The organism is Amycolatopsis sp. Poz14, from assembly GCF_006704225.1.
GTDB lineage: Bacteria > Actinomycetota > Actinomycetes > Mycobacteriales > Pseudonocardiaceae > Amycolatopsis > Amycolatopsis nivea.
In genome coordinates this window covers 2,735,625-2,752,851 of sequence record NZ_JACLHD010000001.1, presented here as the reverse complement: position 1 = coordinate 2,752,851, position 17,227 = coordinate 2,735,625, and the positions used below count along the sequence as shown (strand labels likewise).

The 17,227-nt window shown below is 68.5% G+C and carries 14 protein-coding genes; 6 read left to right on the top strand and 8 right to left on the bottom strand.

All coding sequences use genetic code 11. The features are described from left to right. Position 1: 1 nt before the first annotated feature. From rho to FKO37_RS13620, 4 genes are all read right to left on the bottom strand, one after another. Positions 2–1,069 (bottom strand): transcription termination factor Rho, encoded by a 1,068-nt coding sequence (rho, locus tag FKO37_RS13635; protein ID WP_238604551.1) that lies wholly within the window; start codon positions 1,067–1,069, stop codon positions 2–4. 307 nt (positions 1,070–1,376) lie between these two features. Then, entirely contained in the window at positions 1,377–2,141 is a 765-nt protein-coding gene (locus tag FKO37_RS13630) for a metalloregulator ArsR/SmtB family transcription factor (RefSeq protein WP_238604550.1), read from the bottom strand. A gap of 107 nt (positions 2,142–2,248) precedes the next feature. After that, the gene (locus FKO37_RS13625) at positions 2,249–3,703 is read right to left on the bottom strand and encodes a M81 family metallopeptidase (RefSeq protein WP_238604549.1); all 1,455 of its coding nucleotides are present in this window, start codon (positions 3,701–3,703) and stop codon (positions 2,249–2,251) included. Beyond that, entirely contained in the window at positions 3,700–4,845 is a 1,146-nt protein-coding gene (locus FKO37_RS13620) for an ROK family transcriptional regulator (protein ID WP_238604548.1), read from the bottom strand. Before FKO37_RS13620 ends, FKO37_RS13625 begins: the two co-directional genes overlap by 4 nt. A gap of 150 nt (positions 4,846–4,995) precedes the next feature. Between FKO37_RS13620 and FKO37_RS13615 the strand changes: the two genes are divergently transcribed. From FKO37_RS13615 to FKO37_RS13590, 6 genes are all read left to right on the top strand, one after another. After that, positions 4,996–6,792 carry a peptide ABC transporter substrate-binding protein gene (locus tag FKO37_RS13615; protein WP_238604547.1) on the top strand — a complete coding sequence of 599 codons (1,797 nt, stop codon included), beginning with the start codon at positions 4,996–4,998 and terminating at the stop codon, positions 6,790–6,792. A 4-nt stretch (positions 6,793–6,796) separates the two neighbouring features. Beyond that, positions 6,797–7,756, top strand: coding sequence for an ABC transporter permease (locus FKO37_RS13610; protein ID WP_037815134.1), 960 nt, complete (start codon positions 6,797–6,799; stop codon positions 7,754–7,756). Then, positions 7,753–8,583: an ABC transporter permease gene (locus FKO37_RS13605; protein ID WP_037815136.1), complete on the top strand. Its 831-nt coding sequence runs from the start codon at positions 7,753–7,755 to the stop codon at positions 8,581–8,583. Before FKO37_RS13610 ends, FKO37_RS13605 begins: the two co-directional genes overlap by 4 nt. Beyond that, positions 8,580–10,205 (top strand): ABC transporter ATP-binding protein, encoded by a 1,626-nt coding sequence (locus FKO37_RS13600; protein WP_238604546.1) that lies wholly within the window; start codon positions 8,580–8,582, stop codon positions 10,203–10,205. The genes FKO37_RS13605 and FKO37_RS13600 overlap by 4 nt, the downstream gene beginning before the upstream one ends. After that, positions 10,202–11,119: an ROK family protein gene (locus FKO37_RS13595; protein WP_238604545.1), complete on the top strand. Its 918-nt coding sequence runs from the start codon at positions 10,202–10,204 to the stop codon at positions 11,117–11,119. The genes FKO37_RS13600 and FKO37_RS13595 overlap by 4 nt, the downstream gene beginning before the upstream one ends. 217 nt (positions 11,120–11,336) lie before the next feature. Continuing rightward, on the top strand, positions 11,337–12,281 hold the full coding sequence (locus FKO37_RS13590) for an MBL fold metallo-hydrolase (RefSeq protein WP_134667438.1): 945 nt from the start codon (positions 11,337–11,339) through the stop codon (positions 12,279–12,281). Between the two features lie 201 nt (positions 12,282–12,482). On the opposite strand, the gene FKO37_RS13585 is transcribed toward FKO37_RS13590, so the two are convergent. From FKO37_RS13585 to FKO37_RS13570, 4 genes are all read right to left on the bottom strand, one after another. Further along, entirely contained in the window at positions 12,483–12,884 is a 402-nt protein-coding gene (locus FKO37_RS13585) for an Lsr2 family protein (RefSeq protein ID WP_037815144.1), read from the bottom strand. Positions 12,885–13,184: 300 nt separating this feature from the next. After that, positions 13,185–14,810, bottom strand: coding sequence for a phospholipase C (locus FKO37_RS13580; RefSeq protein WP_238604544.1), 1,626 nt, complete (start codon positions 14,808–14,810; stop codon positions 13,185–13,187). A gap of 44 nt (positions 14,811–14,854) precedes the next feature. Further along, a complete protein-coding gene (locus tag FKO37_RS13575) occupies positions 14,855–16,051 on the bottom strand; it encodes a Dyp-type peroxidase (RefSeq protein ID WP_134736118.1) in 1,197 nt (398 codons plus the stop codon). Beyond that, on the bottom strand, positions 16,048–17,217 hold the full coding sequence (locus FKO37_RS13570) for an EfeM/EfeO family lipoprotein (protein WP_238604543.1): 1,170 nt from the start codon (positions 17,215–17,217) through the stop codon (positions 16,048–16,050). Before FKO37_RS13570 ends, FKO37_RS13575 begins: the two co-directional genes overlap by 4 nt. Positions 17,218–17,227 lie beyond the last annotated feature (10 nt).

Below are 17,227 nucleotides of genomic sequence, written 5' to 3'. Positions count from 1 at the left end.
CTCAGGCGGCCGCAGTAGTCGGAACAGCCAGGGAAGCGTTCACCCGGGCGATGAATTCCGCGTTGGACTTCGTCGTGCGGACCTGTTCCAGAAACTGTTCCGCGGCCCGCTTAGGGTCCTGTGTGGACAGTGCGCGGCGCACCTCGTTCATCACGGCCAGTTCCTGCGGCGGGACGATCAGCTCGTCGCGGCGAGTGCCGGAGCCGAAGAAATCTACCGCGGGGAAAACGCGGTGGTCGGCGAGCATGCGGTCCAGGCGGAGTTCCGAGTTGCCGGTGCTTTTCAGTTCCTCGAAGAACACCGTGTCCGCCAAAGAACCCGTGCCGACCAGTGCGGTGGCGATGATCGTGAGCGAGCCGCCGCCTTCGATGTTCCTTGCCGCGCCTAGGATTTTCTTCATCGGGTGCAGTGCGCTGGCGTCGACGCCGCCGGACAGGATTCGGCCTGAGGTGCGGGCTGCCAGGTTGTACGCGCGGCCCAGGCGGGTCAGGGAATCCAGCAGCAGCACGACGTCGCGGCCGGTTTCGACCAGGCGTTTCGCGCGTTCCAGAGCCAGTTCGGCGACGGCGGTGTGTTCGGCGGGCTTGCGGTCGAAAGTGGACGCTACGACCTCGCCGCGCACCGAGCGGGTCATGTCCGTGACTTCTTCGGGGCGTTCGTCGGCGAGCAACACCATGAGGTGTGCCTCGGGGTGGTTGACCGCGACCGCTTGCGCGATCGCTTGCAGCACAGTGGTTTTGCCGGTGCGCGGCGGGGCGACGATCAACGCGCGCTGGCCTTTGCCCAGCGGGGCGACCAGGTCCAGGACGCGTGTGGTGAGCTGGTGCCTGCTGGTTTCGAGGACCAGTCGCTGATCCGGGTGAACGGGGGTGAGCTGGTCGAAATCGGGACGCCGTTCTCCGGGCGGACGGCCGTTGACCGAGACGAGTTCGCCGTCGTCGAGGACGAGTTCGTCGCCGCGGCGCAGGCTGTGCGTGCGGATCAGGGACAGCGGCACGGACGGGCCGCCTGGGGCGTAGCCCAGGGTGGCGGTCTTGCCGTGGATATCGAGAATTCCTTGCTGTGTCATGGTTTGCGGCTCCTTGAGCAGTGACAGTCGACGCGGAAAGCGGACCGCCGGATGAGACGAAGCGGGTCAGGCGACGGGCTTCGGAAAAGACGCCGATTCGCGTCGCGTTGACTCACGCTGACGGAGAGGGCGGAACCCCGGGGCGGCGGGGCCGACTTCCTGGGGTATGCGCCGAGAGTAGCGCATCGGTTCCGGCCGCACAACTGGCACTGCACGCGAAGAGGGGCCTCGTGAGCGACTGCCGTCGAAAAACCGGCGCTCACAAGGCCCCAACAAACCTGGAGGCGGGTCTATTCCCGCGCGCCGGTCACGGCATCTCCCACGGAGCCTGCGGCAGCACGTGCCCGGTCTCCAGCAGCGACTTCAGGTTCGACAGCACGGCCGCCCAGCCGCCGGACACGTCCTGGTGCGCCTTCTCGTCGGGCAGGTCCTCGTGCGTCACGGTCAGCCGGACGATGCCCTCGTGCTGTTCGATGTCGAACGTCGCGCGGGACGGCTCCTGGTCCTTCGGGCCGTTCGGGTCGTACCAGGTGGTGACCAGGCGCTTCGGCGGGACCGACTCGATCACCTCGCCCTCGACGTCGGCGATCCCGGACCCGTCGGTCCGCACGTGCGCCCAGCGCGAACCCTGCTTGAAATCGGATTCGTTGCGGTGGCCCCAGTACTGCCCGGTCAGGTCGGGGTCGGTGAGCGCGTGCCACACCTGCTCCGGCGTGCTCTGAATGTAGGTCACATACACAAAACTCGGCTTCATGGCTTCCTCTGCTCGACGTTTGACGGCACTGAGCATCCGCAGCCGCGGCTGCTCGAACCGGTCCACCCACCGCGCCTGCATCTCGTGCAGCGGCACCGGATTGAGGTAGTGCAGCTTTTCCCGGCCGCGGCGCACGCTGCTCACCAGGTTCGCCGCCTCCAGCACGGCGAGGTGCTGGGTCGCGGACTGCCGCGTCATCTCCAGCCGGCGGCACAGCTCGCCCAGCGTCTGCCCGTTGTCCTCGCGCAGCTGGTCGAGCAGGTACCGGCGGGTCGGATCCGCCAGCGCCTTGAACACTTTGTCCAGGTCAGGTTGCACACTTACAGTAAGGCAGGCAAATGCCTGCCTGTCAAGCCAGCAGAGGGAAACACAGGTCAGCGCCGAGGCGAGTTACTGACCGCCTCGGTGCTGGCTACCGAGAGTGTTTAGAAGACCTCTGGGGTGAGAGACGGGGCCGCCATGTCGGCGTCGAAGGGGAACATCGGGCGGACGATGCCGGAGTGGCCGAGCCGGAGCAGGTCCTGGTCGACGCCGCCGGGGGTGAGGGCCAGCAGCCAGTCCGCGGCCATGTCGTACAGCTCCGGTTCGAGGTAGCCGATCTTCACGATCACCACGTCCGCCTCACGCGGGCGCAGGCCGAGCGCGTGGAAGTCGGATTCGAGGTGGTACGGCTTGCGGCGCGCGGTCACGATCACCCGCAGGCCGCCGACAGCCAGTGCCACCGTGGTTCCGGCGACCGGGTCGTCGACGTCGATCGCGGCCACCTGTGCGGTGAGTGCGACCGGGCCGCGCGGTCCGGAGTCGACTTTTCCGCCCAGTTCAACAGAAATCGTCGCGCCGACGCCGGCTTCGACCGCCGTAGCAACGGCTTCGGGGTCCACAATGGCCGCGTACAAAGTGCTCAGCGAAGAGTCCACAATGGCCGGTGTGTTCAGCAGGACGTCGAGACTCCACGACGTGTCCCCGGCACCGCCGGCGGTCGGGTTGTCCCCGGAATCGCTGATGAAGAACGGCCTCGATTCCGAAGCGACCGCCTGCTCGAGGCATTCCGGCAGCGTGCCGGTCGGGGCGACGAAAGCGAAGTCGTGGCGAGCGTCCCAATAGGACTGAGCCAGTCGCTCGGCTTCCTTCGTGATCAACGGAACGTCGTCGCCCATCACTACCACCGCAGCCTGGCAGCGCGGTTCGTCCGCCCACGCGTAGCCGACCCAAATCGCCGCGTCCAGAACTCCGTCCAGCGCTTCGACGGAATCCACTGCCGCGTAGACGCTCTTCGCCGGTTCGAGCCGGGTGCTGGTCTTCTCCCCCGGCAACAGAACCGGAACCTGCACCCAAGCCTTCTTCGGCCGACCGCCAGACCGCAACCGCGACACCAGGTTCCGCGCGGCGCGTTCGCGGGTCTCCCACGCGTCCTCGTGCGGAGCCATCCGGTAGCAGGTGATCAGGTCCAGCGCGGTGACGAGTTCGCGCGAAACGTTGCCGTGCAAGTCCATCGACGCCGACACCAGCACGTCCGGACCGAGGATCGAACGGATCTCCTGTGCGAGCGAAGCCTCCACATCGGACCGTCCGACGACACTCATCGCGCCGTGGATGTCGAAGAACAGCCCGTCCAGCTCACCCGCCGAGCGCAGCCGGTCCAGGATTTCCCCGGACAGCTCGGCGTACGCCTCTTCGGTGACCGCACCGCCCGGGAGCGACCGCGCGTCCATCAGCGGGACCCATTCCACCTCGGCCGCCCAGTCCGCGTCGAGAAAGTCATAGCGGCCAAGCAGCTCGTCCCCGCGCAGCACCCGGAAATCGTCCACTGTGGACCGATGTGGCGAGAAGGTGCTCGATTCGATGGCGATTCCGGTGATCCCGACCCGCAGCTTCTTCATCGTCCACTCCGTTTGATCGCTTGCTCGAACACCGCGTCCAGCGCGAGCGCGCCCGCGCCGCAGAGTCCCGCGTCCGCACCGAACCGCACCCGGTCGATCCGCAGTTCCCTGGTAGCCAACGGAAGGCACCGTTCGTACAACGCACCGCGCACGGCCGCGACGAACGCTTCCGAACCGGACAGCGCGCCGCCGAGCAGCACCTCGTCCGGGTTGCTGAAGTTGACGACCGTGGCCAGCACCTCGCCGAGCCGCAGCCCGGCGCGCCGCACGGCCGTGGTCGCTTCGGGATGTCCGTCTTCCGCGGTGGCCATCACCTGCGCGGTGGTCTCCAGCTTCAAACCCTGCGCCCGCAACTGCGCGACGAGCGCGGCGCCGCTGGCCACCACTTCCAGACAGCCGCGGTTCCCGCAGGTGCACGGCCGGTCCTCGGCGGCGGGCACGCGCACGTGGCTGATATCGCCCGCGACTCCGGCCCGGCCGCGGTAAAGCTCGCCGCCCAGCACTATTCCGGACCCGATGCCGGTACCGGCCTTCACCACCAGCAGCGTCCGGCCGGGCGCGCCGGCCACGGATTCGCCCAGCGCCAGCAGGTTCGCGTCGTTGTCCACGAACACCGGCAGGTCGAAGTGCTCCGCCAGCGCGTCCCGGACCGCGAACCCGCGCCAGCCGGGCATCCGCGACGGCAGCGTGATGGTGCCCGCGTCGACATCCACCGGACCCGGGAACGCCACGCCGAGACCGAGCGCGCGGCCCGGGCAATCCGCGCCCGCCATCACATCGCGCACCGCGGCCGCGAGCCCGGCGACCAGTTCTCGCGGCTCCTGGCTGATGTCCAGCGGACGCTCGTGCACTTCCAGGAGGTTGCCCGCGATGTCGAGCGCGCCGATCCGCACGTGCCGGGAGCCGACGTCGGTGCCCCAGACGTGGCCGAACTCCGTGTTGACCGACAGCAGCTTCGGCCGCCGCCCGCCCGCGGACCGGCCCTCGCCGGATTCGCTCAGCACCCCGGCGGACATCAGCGCTTGCGTGCGCACCGACACCGTCGATTGCGGCAGGCCCAGCGCACGCGCCAGGTCCATGCGCGACCTCGCGTGGCCGTGCGCGACCAGCCACAACACCCGCAGCGGTCCGGCCGGATCCACCGCGTCACCTCTTTCATCACGATTGATGTAACTAAACTGTGCGAAAGGACTCTTGGCAATTCCCGTCTCGCGTGCAAGATTACCCGACAGCCAGGACGCGGCATAGCACCTGGCACTGGCCTTTCATCAGAGTTGTTGGAAGTGATGCGAATGGCTCGACGCCCGTGGCGCGCCGCGCTCGGGGTCACGCTCGCCGCCGCGCTGGCGCTGTCCGGCTGCGCGGCGAGCCGGGAACCGCACGGCGGCGGTTCCGGCACCCCGAAAACCGGCGGGACCGTGCGGTTCGCGCTGCCCCCGTCGGCGACGCCGAACTGGATCATGCCGCTTTCGCTCCCCGGCTACGGCGGGTCGTACAACGGCATGATCCGGTCGACCATGTACGTGCCGCTGTACAGCTACGACGGCAGTTCCGGCTCGGTCACCCTCGACGACGCCGCGAGCGCCGCGAACGTGCCGAGCTACTCCCCCGACGGCAAGACCGTGACCATCACGCTCAAGCCGCTGACCTGGTCCACTGGCGAGCCGCTGACCAGCCGCGACGTCGAGTTCTGGCTCAACCTCGCCCGCGCGGGCAAGGACAAGTGGGGCAAGTACTCGAAGGGCTCGATCCCGGACAGCATTGTCGGATTCCACGCCGTGGACGACCGCACCTTCACGTTCACTCTGGACAAGGCATACAACCCGGACTGGTTCACCGCCAATCAGCTCAGCCTGATCGTCCCGATGCCGCACGCGTGGGACCGCACGAGCGCCGCGGGTCCGGTCGGCGACCACGACCGCACCCCGGACGGCGCGAAACAGGTCTTCGATTTCCTGGTCAGCCAAGCGAAACAGCTCGGCACGTACGCGACGAATCCACTGTGGAAGGTCGTGAACGGACAGTTCACGCTGGCCGGGTTCAGCACGTCCGGCGAGGTGACGCTGCGGAAGAACCCGAAGTACACCGGACCGGATCCGGCGAAGCTCGACACTGTCCGGTTCCTGACCTTCACCAGTCCGTCGGCGGAGTACAACGTGCTCCGCGCCGGCGGCCTCGACTACGGGTACCTGCCGACGTCGAACCTCGGCCAGCGCTCGAAGCTGGAAGAGCAGGGCTACCGGGTCGAACCGTGGAACGGCTGGTCCATCACGTATTCGCCGTACAACTTCAACAATCCGAAGCTGGGCAAGGTGTTCTCCCAGCTGTACGTGCGGCAGGCGATCCAGCACGCGGTGGACCAGGACGCCATCACCTCGGTGATCTGGCGTGGCGCCGCGCGCGTCGGCTACGGCCCGGTGCCGCAGGACAACGACACGAAGTACCTGTCGCCCAAGCAAAAGACCAATCCGTACCCGTTCGACCTGAACAAGTCGAGGCAGCTGCTCGCCGACCACGGCTGGAAACCCGGTTCCGACGGCGTCCTCCTCTGCGCCGACCCGGCGAAATGCGGCGAGGGCATCGCCGAAGGCACCCGGCTGTCGCTGACCATGCTGACCGAGTCCGGTTCCGACGAAACCGACGGCACCATGCAGGAACTGCGCTCTCAGCTGTCGAAGGTCGGCATCGAGATGAAGATCAACGCGCAGCCGCTGAACACCGTGCTGGCCAACGGAACCACGTGCAAACCGGAGGACCCGTCGTGCAGCTGGCAGCTGTCCTACTTCGGCACGCAAGGCAGCTGGTACTTCCCGGCGAACCCGAGCGGCGAGGAGCTGTTCGCGACCGGCGCGGGCACGAACTTCGGCGGCTACACCGATCCGAAGGCGGACAAGCTGATCGCAGCCACCAACCTGGCGTCGGACAACCGGGCAATGCTCGAGTACAGCGCTTATCTGGCCGAGCAGCTTCCGGTGCTGTGGCTGCCGAATCCGCCGTACCAGGTGTCGGCGATCGACACCGCGCTGCACGGCGTGACCCAGGACCCGATGGCCGGGCTGCTCCCGCAACGCTGGTTCTGGACGAGGTGAGGACATGACGCGCTACATCCTCCGCCGGCTCGTGCTGGCCGTGGTGGTCGTGCTGCTGGTCACCGTGGTGACGTTCGTGCTGCTGCATTTGCTGCCCGGCGGACCGGCCCGCGGCGTACTCGGTGTGAAGGCCACCGAGGCGCAGATCGCCGCGTTCAACCACGCGCAGGGCTTCGACCAGCCGCTTCCGGTGCAGTACTGGGATTACCTGCTACGGCTCCTGCAGGGCGACCTCGGCGAGTCGTACACGCAGAACTCGCCGGTGAGCACCCTGCTCGCCGAGCGGATGCCGAAAACCCTGCTGCTCACCGTGTTGTCCACCGCGCTCGCGATCCTCGTCGCGCTGCCGCTCGGCGTGTGGCAAGCGGTCCGCCGCGGCCGTACCGCGGACGTGCTCACCACGGCGATCACCTTCGTGCTCTACGCGACGCCGGTGTTCTTCCTGTCACTGGTGCTGATCATCCTGTTCGCGCAGGTCCTGCCGTGGTTCCCGGCGCAGGCCGCACAGGGCGAGACGATCGGCGAACTGCTGTCCCAGCCAGGTGCGCTGGTGCTGCCGGTGCTCGCCGGGACCGGAGCCGCGCTCGCCGCGTTCAGCCGGTACATGCGAGCGTCCACTCTGGACAGCCTGTCCGAGGACTTCGTGCGCACCGCGCGGGCCAAGGGAACGCCGGAGCGCACGATCATCTGGCGGCACGTCTGGCCGAACTCGCTGACCTCGGTGGTCTCGATGCTCGGTTATTACGTGCCGGTGGTGTTCGGCGGTTCGCTGGTCGTCGAATCGATGTTCAACTACCCCGGCATCGGCCTGCTGTTCTGGACCGCGACCCGCACCGCCGATTTCCCGGTGCTGCTGGGCGTCGTGCTCGTGATCGCCGTGGCGACCGTGCTCGGCTCCCTGCTCGCGGACCTGGTCCAGCTGGCGATCGACCCGCGGGTGCGGGTGAAGGGAGCGCGGTCGTGACTGTCCTTTCGCGGCTGTTTGCCCGCAAATCCGCGGTCGTGGGCGCGGTCCTGCTGCTGCTCGTCGTGGCGTTCTGTTTCCTCGGACCGGTGTTCTACGGCACCGACCAGTCGCACACCGACCTCGCCTCGGCGCGCCTCGGACCGGGCGGCGGACATCTGCTCGGCACCGACGACCTCGGGTACGACGTGCTCGGCAGGCTCATGGTCGCCGGACGGACGTCGCTGATCATCGGCGTGCTCGCCGGGCTCATCGCGACCGCGATCGGCGCGGTGTGGGGCGCGGTCGCCGGGTACACCGGCGGCTGGCTGGACACCGTGCTGATGCGGATCGTCGACACCGGCGTCGCGATCCCGGCGCTGTTCCTGCTGCTGGTGGCCGCGACGCTGGTGACGCCGAGCGTCGGTGTGCTGGCACTGCTGATCGGCGCGGTGTCGTGGCTGGTGCCCGCGCGGCTGATGCGCGCGGAAACGGTGAGCCTGCGCGAACGCGATTACATCCGCGCGATCACCGTGCTCGGTGCGAGCCGCACGCGCGTGGTGTTCCGGCACATCATCCCGAACGCGATCGGCACCGTGGTGGTGAACGCGACGTTCCAGATCGCCGACGCGATCCTGCTCGTGGCGTACGTCAGCTTCCTCGGCCTCGGCGTTCCGGCGCCGGACACCGACTGGGGAGCCATGCTCTCCAAAGGAATTACCTACACCTTCGACGGCGCGTGGTGGCTGATCCTGCCACCGGGCATCGCGATCGTCGTGGTGGTGTGCGCGATCAACTTCCTCGGCGACGGGCTGCGCGACGCGTTCGCGGTGAAGGGGCGACGATGAGCGAAGCAGTGCTGGACATCCGTGACCTGCGGGTGTCCTATTCCGGCGGTGCGGCGGCGGTCGACGGGCTGAGCCTGTCGGTCGCGCCCGGCGAGATCGTGGCGGTGGTCGGCGAGTCCGGTTCCGGCAAGAGCACGGCCGCGCTCGCGGTGCTCGGGCTGCTGCCGGGATCCGCGCGGGTCACCGGGTCGATCGAGCTGGCCGGGCAGAACGTCCTCGACCTGCGCGGCGAGGACCTGCGGAAACTGCGCGGCCCGGCCGCCGGGATGGTGTTCCAGGAACCGATGACCGCGCTGAACCCGTTGCGGACCATCGGTTTCCAGCTCGCCGAGGCGATCCGCAACCACGATCCGAAGAAACTGCGCCACCGCCGCTACTACGACCGGTGCGCCGAACTGCTCGACCGCGTCGGCGTCCCGGAACCGGCCGCGCGGCTGAAGCAGTACCCGCATGAACTGTCCGGCGGTCTGCGGCAGCGCGTGATGATCGCGATCGCACTCGCCGCCGGGCCTCAATTGATCATCGCGGACGAGCCGACCACGGCGCTCGACGTCACCGTGCAGCAGCAGATTCTCGACCTGTTGCGCGACATCCGCGAGCACGAGGGCACCGCGACGCTGCTGATCACGCACAACATGGGCGTCGTCGCCGACGTCGCGGATCGCGTCGCGGTCCTGCGGAACGGCACGCTCGTCGAGGAAGCCCCGGCGACGGAACTGTTCTCGTCGCCGAAGGCGGATTACACCCGGGAACTGCTGGCCGCGGTTCCGCAACTGGGTTCGTTCGCGCACGAACCGGCGGCCGGGGAAACCCCGAAGCCGGTGCTCGCGCTGTCGAATGTGGTGGTCGAGTACAGCGGACGCCAGGTGGTGAACGACGTTTCCCTGTCCGTCTCAGCCGGTGAGATTGTCGGACTGGTCGGCGAATCCGGTTCCGGGAAAACGACGCTCGGGAACTGTGCGCTGGGGCTGGTCACGCCGAAATCCGGCACTGTCGAAGTGCTCGGCGGACCGCTGCCGAAAGGCACCGGCCGCTCGGCGCGGGCGGTCCGGCGGCAGATCGGCGCGGTGTTCCAGGACCCGGCGTCGTCGCTCGACCCGCGGATGACGGTCGCGCAGACCGTCGCCGAACCGCTGGTGGTCCACACCTCGGCCGGTCGCGGCGAGCGGCAGCGGCGGGTGCGGGAGCTCCTCGACGCGGTGGAGCTGCCGGAAAGCTTGCTGGGCCGGTACGGGCACGAGCTGTCCGGCGGGCAACGGCAGCGCGTGAGCCTCGCCCGCGCCCTCGTGCTGGGCCCGAAGCTGCTGATCGCCGACGAACCGACGAGTGCGCTGGACGTATCCGTGCAGGCAGCCGTGCTGGAGGTGTTCCGGCGGCTGCATCGCGAGTTCGGCTTCGGCTGCCTGTTCGTGAGCCACGACCTCGCGGTGGTGGACAGCCTGTGCGATCGGGTTGCGGTGCTGCGCGCGGGCGAACTGGTGGAGGAAGGCCCGGCGGAAACGGTGCTGCGCACGCCGGAACATCCGTACACGCAGGCGTTGCTGCTGTCCTCGCCGGTCCCGGATCCGCAGTTGCAGCGGAGCCGGCGCGAGGCGCTGGCCGGCGCGGACCCCGCGGCGTGACCGGATTGCGGGCCGGAGTCGACATCGGCGGGACGAAAACCCTGGTGGTGGTGTGCGACGAGGAAGGAAAGGAACTGGGCTCGGCGTCCGCTCCGTCGGAGTCGCACCGGGGCGGCGCGGCGATCCTCGACCGCGCGGCGGAGCTGGTCAGCTCGCTGGTGCCGGACCACGCGGCGCTCGCCGGGGTCGGCGTCGGAGCGGCGGGCGTCGTCGACCCGGTGACCGGAACAGTGCTGGTCACCGGGGATTCGTTCACCGGATGGGCGGGCACGCCGGTCAACGCCGAGCTGTCCGCCCGGCTCGGCGGGGTGCCGGTGCGCACCGTCAACGACGTGGACGGATTCCTGCTCGGCGAATTGCTGCCAGGCGAGCGGAACGTGCTCGGCGTCGCGGTCGGGACCGGGGTCGGCGGCGCACTGTTCGTCGACGGGCGGCTGCTGTACGGCGGCGCGACCGGGGCCGGCGAGATCGGGCACGTCGGCCGCTACGGGGAGGAACTCTGCACCTGCGGGCAGATCGGACATCTCGAGGCGTACGCCTCCGGACGCGCCTTGGCCCGCCGTTATGCCGAAGCGACCGGCCGGACCCGCACCGCGGAAGCGATCGCCGAGGAAGCGCTCGCCGGGGATCGAGCCGCTCAAGCGGTGTTCACCGACGCGGGCCGGTTCCTCGGCCAGGCGATCGCGCACGCGGCCGGGCTGCTCGGCCTCGCGACCTGCGTGCTCGGCGGCTCGGTGGTCCGGTCCTGGGCACTCCTGGAGAAACCGCTGCGGGAAGCGCTGGCGGAACAGCCGCTGCTGTCCGGGGAACCGGTGGCGATCCGGCTCTCCCGGCACGGGGCGAAATCCGTGGCGCTGGGCGCGGCCGGCCTCACTGCCGGTATTCACCGGCTACCGGACGTGAGCAACCCCTAAACCAGTCCTCTGTGGACCATCGAGAAAACCGTGGCCTCGGGGTATACGCTGTCGGGCACCGACGGAGCCGGGGGCAACGATGCGCGCGAAGCTGGACGGAACGGGACAGGCGAGAGACCCCGCGCGTGAGCGTGGTCTCCACCCCGCTGACAGCAGGTGACTTGGTCTATACCATTCCGGTGATCATTTCCCGTCCGGTGGCCAACGAGGGGATCCCATGCCCGTCATCAGGCGCAATATCGTCCCGCTCCGGTATTCCGACCCGAGCGTCGTCGCTTACGTGCGCAGCCCGAGCGACTGGATGGTGTCCAATTGCGGCTGGATCCGGGGCCGGGAAGGCGTTCTGCTCGTCGACACCTGCGGCACCGAACGCGACACGCTCGACCTGGTCAGCGACGTCCGCAAGTACTCGACCGTCGAAATGCCGCTCACGCTCGTGCTGACCCACGCGCACGGCACCCACCACAACGGGGCCGGGGTCGCGCTGCGCAACGGCGGCCGGATCCTCGCCGCGCCCACCGCGGTGCCGATCATCCGGTCCGGACCGCAGTGCGACGAGGAGATCTTCGCCTGCGCGAACTGGGGCAAGCTCGAGGCGCCGCGGCCCGAGGCGGTGCACGCGGTGATCGAACCGGTCGAGGTGGACCTCGGCGGCGTCGTCGTGGAGGTCGTCCCATTTCCTGGGACCGCGCACACCGACGGCGACCTCGTGCTGTTCGAACCGCGCACCGGCACGCTCTTCACCGGCGACCTGCTGTCGGTCGGGTCGACGCCGTTCGCCGTGCACGGTTCGGTCCCGGGCTGGCTGACCGCATTGGACTGGCTCGACAAAATGTTCCCGGACGTCCGCACCTTCGTGCCCGGGCACGGCGGGCTCAGCCATCCGGGCAGTTTCCCGGTCGCGGTGCTGCGCACGTATCTGCATTGGCTGCTCGACGCGACCGCCAGCGCGGGCACGCCGGACTTCGCCGAACTCGCCACGATCGCCCGCCGCCGCTGGCCCACGTGGACAGTCCCGGAACGGCACATCGGGAATCTGCTGCGCGCGCACGCCGACCAGCACGGGGAACAGCTCCCGTCGGCCGAAGCGATGCGCGCGATCCGCGACGCCGCGGGCGGCAAGATCGATCTGGACACGCTGCTCGGACTCGGCAAGTCTTAACGCCGGGAAATCGATTCCCCGAAGCGGTCGACGCGGCTCTTTCCCGGCACCGGCTCCGTTCCCGAAGTGGTATCGCGTCGAGGCCGGGGGAACGCGCTATTTCCCCCTGGCAGCCAGAAGGGCGCCGCCGGGATTCCCGGCGGCGCCCTCACCGCTGATCAACTGCCGCGGCCCCCGCGGCACAGCTGCCGAAAAGAACGCTCAGGCGCTGGCCTTCTTGCGCGTCGCGCGCTTGCGAGCCGGCTTGGCCGGAGCCTCGGTGTCGCGCTCCTCGTACGCCTTCACGATCTCCGCCGGGAGCCGGCCCCGGTCGGACACGGTGAAACCGTTGTTCTCGGCCCACTCGCGCATCGCCTTGTTGCGCTCGCGGTCCGCGGCGGTCGAAGCCGGCCGCGGGGACTGCCCGGCGGCCATCCGGACCTTGCGGCCGCCGACCCGGCGCGAGGCGGCGACGTAGCGGGCCAGCTCTTCCCGAAGTGCGGCAGCGTTGTCTTCGGACAGGTCGATCTCGTAGCTCACGCCGTCAAGACTGAACGGGACGGTCTGTTCGGCGATGCTGCCGTCGATGTCGTCCACCATCTCGACATGGACTTTTTGCGCCATGATTCGCGTTCCTTCACCTTCTACAGGATGTGCCTGCGATTACCCTATCGTGTCGAGTGACGGTACGCGCAGCGCGACTCCATTCCGGTTCCGCCGCCCGTGCTTTCCCGGCCGGTTCCCGAACACCTTCGGTACCCAATCCGCGACGCCGCGCACAGTTCCGGCGCACTGGAAAATTTCCAGTATCACGGTATTCGCACGCGGTTTCCCGCTGAGCGGACGGAAGAGCGGGCCCGAAACGACCGAAGGCCACCGGGTCGAAACCCGATGGCCTTCGGCGGTGCGAGGAGAAAACGCGAGCTAGTTCCGCCCGGCGGGCGCACCCGTGCGCGGGTCGAGCGGAAGCTTGCCCGCCTGCGGCCACCAGAAGTTGAACATGTTCCAGAGTCCGCCCGCGCGAGTGTCGAACGAGCCGTTGCCGACCCGGCCGGAGAACCAGTTGTCCTCGATGAACTTCAGCACCGAGGTCTGGTCGGTCCGGGTGTGGTCGACATAGTTCACCTTGCTGTAGGGCGAGACGACCAGCAGCGGCAGCCGCGGGCCGTAGCCGCAACGGTCGGCGTGCCCGCCGAGCCCGGCCGGCTTACCGGTGCACACGGCCTGGTCCTGCGACGCGTCCTGCGAACCGTTGACGATCTTCGGGTTCTCGTGGTCGTACCAGCCGTCGGAGTCGTCGTAGGCGAGCACGATCGCGGTCGAACGCCACTCCGGCGACTGCTGGATCTTGTTGATCTCGTCCACGACGAAATGCTGTTCGTCGAGCGGGTCGGAATAGCCCGCGTGCCCGTCCTGGTACTCCGGCGCCTTCAGGAAGCTCACCGCGGGCATCGAACCGGCCTTGAGCGCGGCGTCGAAATCGCTCGTGTCGTACTGGTGGTTGGCCTGGTCGGTCTGCCCGATCGCCTGCACCGAGGACGGCGGCAGGTGGTGCGGGTTCGAAGTGGACTTGTAGTACTGGAACGGCTGGTGGTGCGGGCTGTAGTCCACGGAGGACTGATTGCCGACGTTCGCGTGCTTCTGCCCGCAGACCGCGTAGCCGTTCTGAGTGCCGGTCGGCTTGAAGCCGCCCTGGAACCAGCCCCACGTGACGTGCCGGTCGTTCAGCAGGTCGCCGACGTTGCGGCCCTGCATCGCGCCCAGGTTGTCCTTCGCGGTGTGGTTCTTGTCCGAACAGTCGTCCCACGCCGGGTCCGGGTCGTTGATCACGGTGCCGACGCCGTCCTGGTCCGGCGACGCGACGACGTACGGGTCGCTCTTCGGCTCGTGCGTGACCGGGTCGACCGCCTGGATCCCGTGCGTCTGCCCGGAGATCAGGTTGATCGCGCCCGGGGTGGACGGGCCGAAGACGGTGTTGAACGAGTTGTCGCTCATCGAGTAGTGCTGCGCGTAGTTCCACATGCCGGTGACGGTGTTGCCGTCGTAGTAGTCCATGACCAGGCCCGGCTCGCCGAACAGGACCGGCTGGCCGGTGCACTTGTCGGTCTCGGTCTTCTCGACGAACTTGTCCATCTTGCCGCCGTTGAACGCGGCCTGCTCGGCGCCGTAGCTGTGGTTCTGGTCGCAGGTGAGCGCCTGGTCCGGCCCGAGCCGCTTCGGGTTGTAGGCGTTCGGGTTCCGCGTCAGCAGCTTGTCGTCGAGGCCGTTGACCTTCGGCGTGTTCTTCGCGGCCTGGAACGGGGTGCCGTTCTCGTTGGCGGCCTTCGGGTAGGTGCCGAAGTAGTGGTCGAACGAGATGTTCTCGCCGAAGATCACCACGACGTGCTTGATCGGGGTGAGCGTGGGCAGCCACGACGCCGGCAGCGGGTGCAGCGGCTGGGCCTGCGCGGACGACGCCGCGGACCCGGTGACGATCGCGAGCACGGCCGCCGAGACGAGCGCGCCCGCACCGAGCAGGCGACGGCGCCGCCTGCCGAATGCTGTGTCCACTGAGGATTCCTCCTGGTTTCGCGGGGTGGGGATCGGGGCGCGCCTCAGGCGAGGAGCGCCCGGCCGAAGTGGTCGCCGGGACCGGTGACGCCGGGCAGCGCGAAGAAGTAGCCGCCGCCGAACGGGGAGATGTAGTCGACGAGCGGTTCGTCGATCAGCCGTTTCTGCACCGCCTCGAACTGGCGCTCGAGGTCCTGCTGGTAGCAGGTGAAGACGAGACCCATGTCGAGGTTGCCGTTGGCGTCGACCCCGCGGTCGTAGTTGACCGCGCGGCGCAGGATCCGCTGTCCGTCGGTCTGCGGGGTGCGCGGATTCGCCTTGCGGATGTGGCTGGTGAGCGGGATGACGGTGCCGATCGGATCGTCGGCGTACCGGGGTTCGTCCTGTTCGGACGCTCCGTCCAGCGGCGCGCCGGTGTCCCGGCGGCGGCCGAACATGTTCTCCTGCTCGGTGATCGAGACCCGGTCCCAGAACTCGACCAGCATCCGGATCAGCCGGATCACCTGGTAACTGCCGCCGGTCGTCCACGCGGGCTCGCCCGCCCCGGACACCCACACCAGCCGGTCCATTTCGGACTCGCCCGGATTCGCGGTGCCGTCCTTGAACCCCATCAGATTGCGCGGCGTGCCGGACGGCCTTGACGGCGAACTGAAGCCGTTGATCTTCCAGCGCAGCTGCATCCCGCCACGCGTCGCGCGGGTCAGGTCGCGCAACGCGTGCAGCACGGTGTCGGTGTCGCTCGCGGACAGCGTGAGCGACAGGTCGCCATGGCATTGCGGGGCGTCGAGCGCGTCGTTGGGGAACATGGTCATCGGCTTGAGCTTCTTGGGCTTGCGTTCGGCCAACCCGTACCGACCGTCGAAAAGGGACGATCCGACGCCGACGATCACGCCAAGATCGCTCTGCGGCACGACCGGGCCGAGCACCCCCGAGTCGGCGGGCGGAGCGGTGATCCCGAGCGCGGCCGGAGCACCGCCGTTCGTGAGAAACCGCGCGCGGTCGGTGATTTCCTGGAACAAGTGCGTCAACTCGGCACGATTCTCGGCGACCACGTCGAAGGACGCGATCACGCTCTGCGCCGGCGGCTGGCGGAGAATCGCCGCCTGCCTGGGACCGTGGAAGGGAACGGTTTTGGGTTCTTCGCTCGCGCTGGCCGCCACCCCCATTCCGGCAGCCGCGGTAATCCCCGCGCCGACGACCGTACGACGCAGGAAGGACCGGCGAGAGGACTCCGTCGTCACGAGATCCTCCTCGGCTCCGCGATCGCGGCGATCGGCGCGAGCAACTCGGTCAACTCGCTGACGTCGGCATTGAGCTTCTGCCGCTGCAGCGCGGACAGCTGACCGACCGGCGTCCACGAGCTGTCCGGCTTCTTGGCACTGTCGAGCGTGGCCTTGGTGCGCTTCATCCAGCTGTCCACCTTGGACAGTCCCGGATAACGCGGAGCGAGAACCGGACGCAGCACATCGAGGACCGCCTGGGTCCCGTCGAGGTTCGCGCGAGCGGTGGCGAGGTTGGTGCCGCTGCCGTAATCGGTGCGGGCGGTCAGTTCGAATTGCAGGGTGTTCTCCACGATCTCGTGCGCGCGCAGACCGAGGTCGTTCGGATCGACCTGACTGTCCGCAAAGGACTTGCGAAGTTTCTGCACGTCGCTGTCCAGCTGGTCGGCCACCGGCGCGAGGGCGGCGAGGTCTTCGTTGTGCCACAAGCCGGATTCGAGCCGGTGGAACCCGGTGAAGTCCGGGCTCTTGATTCCGTCGGGCAGCCCGGCGGCGGTGCCGTTGATGGCCTTGTCGGAGTCGCCGAAGGCGTTATAGGCCGCGCCAAGCCGTTCGTAGTCGAGATGCGCGACAAGCCAAGCGCTCTGACTCGCGCCGCGATCGTTGGCGCGAATGGCGTCCTTCACCTTGCCGACGTCGGCGGCCAACTGGCCAAGTCCTTGCGTCACATGGGCTTGATAGGACTTCAACGGTCCGAGCAGATCGTTCTGCGTCACCGGCGCGACGCCCGGACCGCGTTCCGCACCGCCGCTCACCGTGACGGTCGGTCCGACAATCGCCGACGAATCCTCGGGGAGACAACGGAATGCGTAACCTCCATTGCCGAGCGTGACCTGCATCGGCCGGGTCGTCCCGCTGCCCAATCCCTCGACCTCGCCGTAGACCACCCCGGTCGCCGGGTCGATCAAATCGACCTCGGCGGTCACGGTTCCGGTGTTGTGCAGGCGAAAGGTCTGCACCCCTGCTCGCGGATCCGCCCAGCCCTGCCCGCAGGCCGACCGGGAGATCTGGATCTCCGGATCCTGCGCCGAAGCCCCGTCGGGCCAGACCGCGAACGCGATCCCCGCCGCGACGACCGCGATCGCGACCCCACCGCCGATCCAGCGGGCACGCACAGACCCCGGCACTCTTTCCTCC